The following is a 7471-nucleotide window of genomic DNA, read 5'->3' as shown; positions in this document are numbered from 1 at the left end:
CATTTTTAAATCCAGTAAAAACAATATATCCACTTATTATATCATTCCAATAACTATTTTTTCTAAAGAAAAAATGTAAAACTGTAAATATTCCGCCTATTATTTCTAAAACTTCAGAATATTTACAAAAGTATAAAATTAGAATACATTTTAGCTGTACAAGATTCACCTGTACAAAAATTCAAACAAAAAGGGATGGTTATATGTTGAAGAAATTAGTAGCAGGAACATTAGTAGCGGGTTTTGCATTAACTGGAGGACTAGGTGCGGTAAGTGCTGAAGAAAAAAGCAACACAATTAAGTCATTTGATTATTTAAAAGTGGATGAACAAAATGTTAATTCATTTGCAAAATTAAATGATCAAGATAAGAAAAATATCCAAATTACTATGGTATTACCAGAGCAAAATGAAAATGGGGATTGGCTAGCTTATGGTTTTACTAGTCGTGAAACATTAGATGCGTATATTGAAAAGGATAAAAAAGCAATTAAAAATAAAATTAATCCTTTAGGTAGCGGTGCTGGTAGTACTGATTTTTATGAACATAAAGATAAAGGTGGCCAATACATTTACTGGAGCAGCGGATTTAAAAACTTACCGTCTAGCTGGAATGACAGAATTTCTTCTGTAAGTACAGCGTCACCTTCTGCAAGTTATTCAACGACACTTTGGGAGCACACTTCAACACAAGGATATGGAAAAGGCGTTTTATTTAAACATGCTGATTGGTACGGTAAAACTGCTAATTTAGCTGCTGATTGGAACGATATTACTTCAGCGATTGAAATTAAATAGTAATAAGACATTTAATTTCTTCTATAAAAATTCAAACCACTATTCTCTCTTTCATTTAGAGAATAGTGGTTTATCATATTTCTATTTAAGCATGTACAGCATGTCCTACTGCTTGCATTAACGCTTCATGAATCGCCTCAGATAAAGTTGGATGTGCTGCAATATAATCTCTCATTATATCAGCGGTAACTTCTGTATGAATCATTACGGTTCCTTGACCAATAAGTTCAGTTGCATAAGGACCGATAATAGAAATCCCTACAATTTCTTGGTATTTAGGTTCCACAATGACTTTTACTTTCCCTACTTGTTCTCCTAAAATAAGAGCTTTTCCGTTCGCTGTAAAAGGAAATTCTCCGATGAGAATATCACCATATTGTTCTCTTGCACCTTTTTCACTTAACCCGACACTAGCTATTTCTGGAGCTGTGTATATACATCGAGGCACAGCGTGATAATTTACTTTCACGTCTTCTCCACTTGCGTGTAATGCTGCTGTCGTTCCTTCATGGAAGGCAACGTGAGCAAGCTGAATTCCACCGATCACATCACCAGCTGCGTAAATATGTGATACGTTCGTTTGCATATGTTCGTTCACAGCAATCCCTTTATTTGAAAACTGAACCCCTGCTTTTTCTAAATCTAATTGTTGTACACGTGGTTTTCGGCCGACAGAAATGAGAACATATTCCGGGTTAGCTTCTTGGATACTACCTTCATATTCAAATGAAGCTTGCTTCTTATAATTATTTAATCCTTTTAAAGCAGCTCCTGTAAATATTTCTACGCCATCACTTTCTAATTTCTCTCTTAAAATATGTGCGATATCTTCATCTTCATCTGGTAATAATTGCGGTGCCATTTCAACAATCGTAACTTTTGTCCCAAGGCGACTATAAATACTTGCAAACTCGCATCCTATTACACCACCGCCAACGATTAACAATGAAGATGGTACACTCTCAAGAGACATCGCATGGCTACTATTTAAAATCCATTTTCCATCAAACGGAGCGAATGGTAATTCTGTAGGTTCGGAACCAGCTGCGATAATAAACCTCTCTCCATCCACTACTTCTTCTTTATTTCCTTGTACAACTCGCACACGATGATCCGTTTCGAATTTCGCTTTTCCTTTTATAACTTTAATTTTATTTTTCTTCATTAAATATTGTATTCCTTGGACGAGTTGCATTACGATTTGTGATTTCCTTGCCTGTATTTGATCCCAATCAATTGATATACTTCCTGTATTAAGCGTAACCCCATAATCATTCGCTTTTCTCACAATGTCATGCACTTCTGCACTTTCTAACAATGATTTCGTCGGCATACACCCAACATTTAAACACGTTCCGCCAAGGTCAGTTTCATCAATAAGAGTGACCTCTTTTCCATTTTGAGCCGCGGTAATTGCCGCTACATATCCAGCTGGTCCGCCTCCAATTACAACTAATTTACTCATTCTCTCACCTTCTCTTTATAAAAGAATTGTTATAGGTTCTTCTAAATAATATTTAATTGTGCGTAAAAATGCAGCTGCTGGTGCACCGTCTAGTACACGATGATCGAATGTTAAACTTAAAGGTAACATACTACCTTTTTTTAATTTTTTCCCTTTATATACAGGAACATGTTCAATTGCGCCAATACCTAAAATACCAGTCTCAGGTGTATTTAATACAGGTGTGAAATATTCAATACCAAAGCTACCTAAATTACTAATTGTAAATGTCGTTCCGTGCATATCATCACTACTTAAGCTACCTGCTCGCGCCTTTTGTGCCATATCCTTAATCTCTTTAGACAACTCTACTAAAGATAAATTATTTACAAAGCGAATAGCTGGAACGACTAATCCTTTTTCTAATGCGACTGCTATGCCTAAATGCACATGTTCAAATTGATGAATTGCATCATCTATATAAGCGCTGTTCATTTCTTTATGCTCTCTAAGCGCTAATACAACAGCACGAGAAACGAAATCCGTAATGGTTAGTTTGTTTTCGTATCGTTTTTGTACAACTTCCGCTATGTCTTTATGTAATGCAACTAAATCTGTAACATCTACTTTCATCGTTAATGTTAATTGCGCACTATTTTGTAAGCTTGCATGCATACGACTCGCAATTGCTTTTCTCATACCAGTAACAGGAACGACTGTACTTTCTTCTTGTTCAGGTACTTCTGGATTTGCTACTCTTTCTTCTAGCGCCTTTAATACATCTGCCTTTGTAATCCTTCCGCCAGGACCTGTACCAACTAATGCCTTGATATCCAGATTTTCAGACTTTGCAATTTTCTTCGCTACAGGAGAAATTTTAATTCTTTGCTTCGATACTTCTTTCCCATTTGGTTCTTGATTTTGTATATTTTGTACTTCTATATTAGATGTTTTTTCTTCTATAACATGTGTGCTTTCCTGCATTTCTACTTTTTCATTCGGTTTACCGATGTAGCAAATTACAGTACCAGGCGGCACTCCTTCATCTTCACTTACAGCTATATCAAGTACCGTACCATCAGCTGGCGCTTCAATTTCCGTTTCAATTTTTTCTGAATTAATACTAGCAATCAGTTCTCCTTTTGCTACATTATCGCCTGCTTTAATATTCCAGCTCGTAATAATACCTTCTTTCATCGCCATACCTAACTTCGGCATTACAACTTCTACAGCCATGTGTCTCTCTCCCTTCTCATCGTTTTATTACACATGTAATAAAGATTGGTCTCCAATCATTTCTGATACAGTTTCAATTACTTTTTCTGGCGTTGGCAAATACAACTTTTCAAGTGGTGGTGAGAACGGAACAGGTGTATGTGGTGCTGTAATTCGTTTAATAGGTGCATCTAACAAATCAAAACCTTTATCCGCTACAATTGCCGCAATATCTGTTGCGATACTACATCTTGGATTCGCTTCGTCAATAACGATAAGACGATTTGTTTTTTCAACAGATGATAAAATAGTATCTTCATCAAGCGGTGATAAAGATCGTGGATCAATTACTTCTACTTCAAGCCCCTTTTTCGATAATTGCTTTGCAGCTGCAAGTGCTGTATGAACTTGTTTTCCGATTGCGACAATTGTTACATCAGAACCTTCTCGTTTAATATCTGCTTTTCCTAAAGGAATTGTATAATACCCTTCCGGCACTTCACCTTTCATATTGTAAAGTGTTTTATCTTCAAAGAAGATTACTGGATCATCATCTTCAATTGCTGCTAATAATAAGCCTTTTGCATCATACGGCGTGGAAGGAACAACAACTTTAATACCTGGTATGCTCGTAAATAATGCGTACAAACTTTGTGAATGCTGAGCTGCTGCACTAAAACCAGCACCATGCATCGTACGTACTGTAACGGGTACTTTTGCTTTACCTCCAAACATATAACGGAATTTCGCACCTTGGTTTAATACTTGGTCAAGACAACTACCGATAAAATCATTAAACATTAACTCAGCTATCGGACGTAACCCAGTTGCAGCAGCTGCCATCGCAGCTCCCATATAACCCGCTTCAGAAATTGGTGTATCCAATATACGATTTCGGCCAAACTCTTGTACAAGTCCTTTCGTAACACCAAGAACACCACCCCAAGCTTCATCATCTTGCAGATGATCAACTTGTGCACCGCCTGCAACATCTTCACCTATTAAAATTACATTTTCATCACGACGCATTGAGATTTTCATCGCTTCATTAATTGCAGTTGACATACTTACTGTTCTAGTCATATTTTTTCACCCTCCTCTTATTTGTAAGAAACGTATACATCTTTTAATAATTCTTCATCGTCTGGGTATGGACTATTTTCACTAAATTCAATGGATCTTTGTACTGCATCATCTACTGCTTTTTCCATATCAACAAGTTCAGATTCCGTTAATAAACCTTCATGAATTAAATGCTTACGGAAATTCACAATCGCATCTTTTTCATTTAAATGTTCTTCTTTTTCTTCTGATGTTTTATATGTTTGCGCTTCACCTTCAAAATGACCGTAATTACGATATGTCATACATTCAATAATTGTTGGACCATCACCATTACGCGCACGTTCCACTGCTTCTGCAGCAGCTTTATATACAGCTAGAAGATCTTTTCCATCTACTTGAACGCCTGGAATATTATAAGCTTTTGCACGATCCGCAATAGAATCACAACTTGAAGCATATTCAAAGGTAGTTGCTTCACCATAACCGTTATTTTCTGCAATAAAAATAACTGGTAACTTCCAAATCGCCGCTAAATTAACCCCTTCATGGAATGTTCCTTCATTATTTGCTCCGTCACCGAAGAAACAAACACTTACATCTTTTGTTCCTTTATATTTAGCTGTCAATGCTGAACCGCAAGCAAGTGGGAAACCCCCGCCTACAATGCCATTAGCACCAAGCATTCCTTTATCTAAATCCGCAATATGCATGGAACCGCCTTTACCTTTACATAATCCTGTCGCTTTCCCGAAAAGTTCAGCCATCATACCATTTAAATCACAACCTTTTGCGATACAATGTCCATGACCTCTATGTGTACTTGTAATACTGTCACTATCCGTTAAGTGGGCACATACACCAACTGCTACCGCTTCTTCACCTGCGTATAAATGAACGAAACCTGGCAAAACGCCTTGTGCGAACAATTCATGCACCTTATCTTCAAACTTACGAATCTCTAACATTTTTTCGTACATCCAACGAGCTTGTTCTTTCGTAATTTCATTCCCTTTACTTTCAGTTGTTTTTAACATGTCCAGCCCTCCTATTTTTTTGTTCGTCTGTTATATTGCAAGTACCGTGCCAAATTCTAATCCTTGATTTAATAGGTTTTCTCTTTTCTTTCATAATAAAAAAGTGGACAAAATGAGACATCTGTCTCGTTTTGTCCACTTTTGTTCACCTAATTTGAGAACTATTATTTTATTCATTATCAAAGCTCTGCTGTAATTTTCGGATGTAAATAATTTGGCCAATATGATATGCATTATGAGTTGTTACATTCGCTAACACTTCCCACCACTTTGCAGAAACAGGAAATCCTACTACATCACTTTCAACCTTTTCTTCATTTATAAGATTTTTCCATTGTAACAGTTTTTTCAGTAGTTTTTCCCGTAATTCATCGAAAGTTTGATTATCTGAAAGCATAAAACTTTTGTTATTATCTCCAATAGCGGGTACTGCATTCACATTTGATTCTTTATACCTAGTTTGCCACGTAGAGTTCCAATACAGTAAATGTTGTACGATTTCGGCTATACTATTACTCTCTTCATTCGGTTTCCAGAAAGCTTCCCTCTCAGACAAACCCTTAACTGCATCTGAAAATGGAATATACCAACTGGGATCGTTTGCATTCGCCAACAATTGATCTGCTAATACATCCTTCACATGGACCATTTTTCTTCCCTCATTTCATTATCATATTAATATACACTACTCTATATACGCTCATTCCCTATAATCCCCTTTTTTACATACAAATTGATTTCATACTGAATGTAAGAATAATAGATTTTCTTATCATAACTCGTTATGATAAAAGAAAAAGAAAGCTGGCGGAAAATGAATAAAAAAATCGCAATAATTACAGGAGCCTCAAGTGGATTTGGACTATTAACTACACTCGAACTCGCAAAAAAAGATTATTTAGTTATTGCTACAATGCGGAACCTTGAAAAACAAGTAAACTTACTATCTCAAGCTACTCAACTCAACTTACAACAAAAAATAAAAATTCAACAATTAGATGTAACCGATCAAAACTCTATACATAACTTCCAATTATTTTTAAAAGAAATACAAAAAGTAGACCTACTTGTTAATAATGCAGGATATGCAAATGGCGGCTTTGTAGAAGAAATTCCAGTAGAGGAATACCGTAAACAATTTGAAACGAACCTATTTGGAGCTATATCAATTACCCGACTTGTCTTACCGTATATGAGAAAACAAAGAAGTGGAAAAATCATCAATATAAGCAGCATTAGCGGCCAAGTTGGATTCCCTGGTTTATCTCCTTATGTATCTTCAAAATATGCATTAGAAGGCTGGAGTGAATCGCTTCGCTTAGAAGTAAAACCTTTCGGAATAGATGTTACTTTAATTGAACCAGGTTCTTATAACACAAACATATGGGAGGTTGGGAAACAACTAGCTGAAAACCAATCTGATACAACATCTCCTTACAAAGAGTATATGGATAAAATACAAAAACATATTAATAGCGGTAGTGATACATTCGGTAATCCGATAGATGTTGCTAATAAAATTGTAGAAATTGCTGAATCTAAGCGTACAAATTTACGATATCCAATTGGTAAAGGTGTGAAATTTATGATCTTTGCGAAGAAGATTCTTCCTTGGAGATTGTGGGAACACCTTGTTTTGAGAAGCTTTAAGAAAATGTAATAAACTTTTTGAAAACTATTTTGAAAGGGATGCTAATTAAATGTTAGGTTTACCGTATGGGAAAGTGTTTTTAGTGCCGTGGACTGAAGAATGGGAAATTGAGTTTATGAAAGAGAAACAACTCATTGAGGAACAAATTGGCGAACATATTTTAGCGATACACCATATTGGTAGTACTTCTATTCCATATTTAAGTGCAAAGCCAATTATTGATATAGCAATTGAATTAGAAAATTATACGGACGGTATACATTGT

The 7471-nt window shown here is 35.8% G+C and carries 8 protein-coding genes; 3 read left to right on the top strand and 5 right to left on the bottom strand.

Annotation, left to right across the window (positions count from 1 at the left end; all coding sequences use genetic code 11):
- The first annotated feature begins 203 nt into the window (after nucleotides 1-203).
- Nucleotides 204-797, top strand: coding sequence for a hypothetical protein (locus ACQGS6_RS19535; protein ID WP_000914430.1), 594 nt, complete (start codon nucleotides 204-206; stop codon nucleotides 795-797).
- Nucleotides 798-882: 85 nt separating this feature from the next.
- Here ACQGS6_RS19535 and lpdA read toward each other — a convergent pair whose 3' ends face one another.
- The 5 genes from lpdA to ACQGS6_RS19510 form a co-directional block, all read right to left on the bottom strand.
- Nucleotides 883-2262 carry a dihydrolipoyl dehydrogenase gene (lpdA, locus tag ACQGS6_RS19530; RefSeq protein WP_000041215.1) on the bottom strand — a complete coding sequence of 460 codons (1380 nt, stop codon included), beginning with the start codon at nucleotides 2260-2262 and terminating at the stop codon, nucleotides 883-885.
- A gap of 15 nt (nucleotides 2263-2277) precedes the next feature.
- Nucleotides 2278-3477: a dihydrolipoamide acetyltransferase family protein gene (locus ACQGS6_RS19525; RefSeq protein ID WP_000257763.1), complete on the bottom strand. Its 1200-nt coding sequence runs from the start codon at nucleotides 3475-3477 to the stop codon at nucleotides 2278-2280.
- A 27-nt stretch (nucleotides 3478-3504) separates the two neighbouring features.
- Nucleotides 3505-4539, bottom strand: coding sequence for an acetoin:2,6-dichlorophenolindophenol oxidoreductase subunit beta (gene acoB, locus ACQGS6_RS19520; RefSeq protein ID WP_000198898.1), 1035 nt, complete (start codon nucleotides 4537-4539; stop codon nucleotides 3505-3507).
- A gap of 17 nt (nucleotides 4540-4556) precedes the next feature.
- Nucleotides 4557-5555, bottom strand: coding sequence for an acetoin:2,6-dichlorophenolindophenol oxidoreductase subunit alpha (gene acoA, locus ACQGS6_RS19515; RefSeq protein ID WP_000921275.1), 999 nt, complete (start codon nucleotides 5553-5555; stop codon nucleotides 4557-4559).
- Nucleotides 5556-5724: 169 nt separating this feature from the next.
- Complete coding sequence (locus tag ACQGS6_RS19510) at nucleotides 5725-6204, bottom strand: DinB family protein (RefSeq protein ID WP_000233785.1); 480 nt, start codon at nucleotides 6202-6204, stop codon at nucleotides 5725-5727.
- Between the two features lie 165 nt (nucleotides 6205-6369).
- On the opposite strand from ACQGS6_RS19510, the gene ACQGS6_RS19505 reads away from it, so the two are divergent.
- Nucleotides 6370-7215 carry an oxidoreductase gene (locus ACQGS6_RS19505; protein ID WP_025966131.1) on the top strand — a complete coding sequence of 282 codons (846 nt, stop codon included), beginning with the start codon at nucleotides 6370-6372 and terminating at the stop codon, nucleotides 7213-7215.
- A 40-nt stretch (nucleotides 7216-7255) separates the two neighbouring features.
- On the top strand, nucleotides 7256-7471 hold a 216-nt coding region (locus tag ACQGS6_RS19500), incomplete at its 3' end, for a GrpB family protein (RefSeq protein ID WP_139358393.1).

The sequence above is a fragment of the Bacillus sp. GMs2/2 genome (assembly GCF_050172095.1).
Lineage (GTDB): Bacteria > Bacillota > Bacilli > Bacillales > Bacillaceae_G > Bacillus_A > Bacillus_A cereus.
Note: the sequence above shows the minus strand (reverse complement) of the source record. Positions and strands in the feature narration are given on the sequence as shown.

Coding starts and splice junctions, on each gene's coding strand:
- ACQGS6_RS19535 (WP_000914430.1), top strand. CDS start 204: ATGTTGAAGAAATTAGTAGCAGGAACATTAGTAGCGGGTTTTGCATTA.
- lpdA (WP_000041215.1), bottom strand. CDS start 2,262: ATGAGTAAATTAGTTGTAATTGGAGGCGGACCAGCTGGATATGTAGCG.
- ACQGS6_RS19525 (WP_000257763.1), bottom strand. CDS start 3,477: ATGGCTGTAGAAGTTGTAATGCCGAAGTTAGGTATGGCGATGAAAGAA.
- acoB (WP_000198898.1), bottom strand. CDS start 4,539: ATGACTAGAACAGTAAGTATGTCAACTGCAATTAATGAAGCGATGAAA.
- acoA (WP_000921275.1), bottom strand. CDS start 5,555: ATGTTAAAAACAACTGAAAGTAAAGGGAATGAAATTACGAAAGAACAA.
- ACQGS6_RS19510 (WP_000233785.1), bottom strand. CDS start 6,204: ATGGTCCATGTGAAGGATGTATTAGCAGATCAATTGTTGGCGAATGCA.
- ACQGS6_RS19505 (WP_025966131.1), top strand. CDS start 6,370: ATGAATAAAAAAATCGCAATAATTACAGGAGCCTCAAGTGGATTTGGA.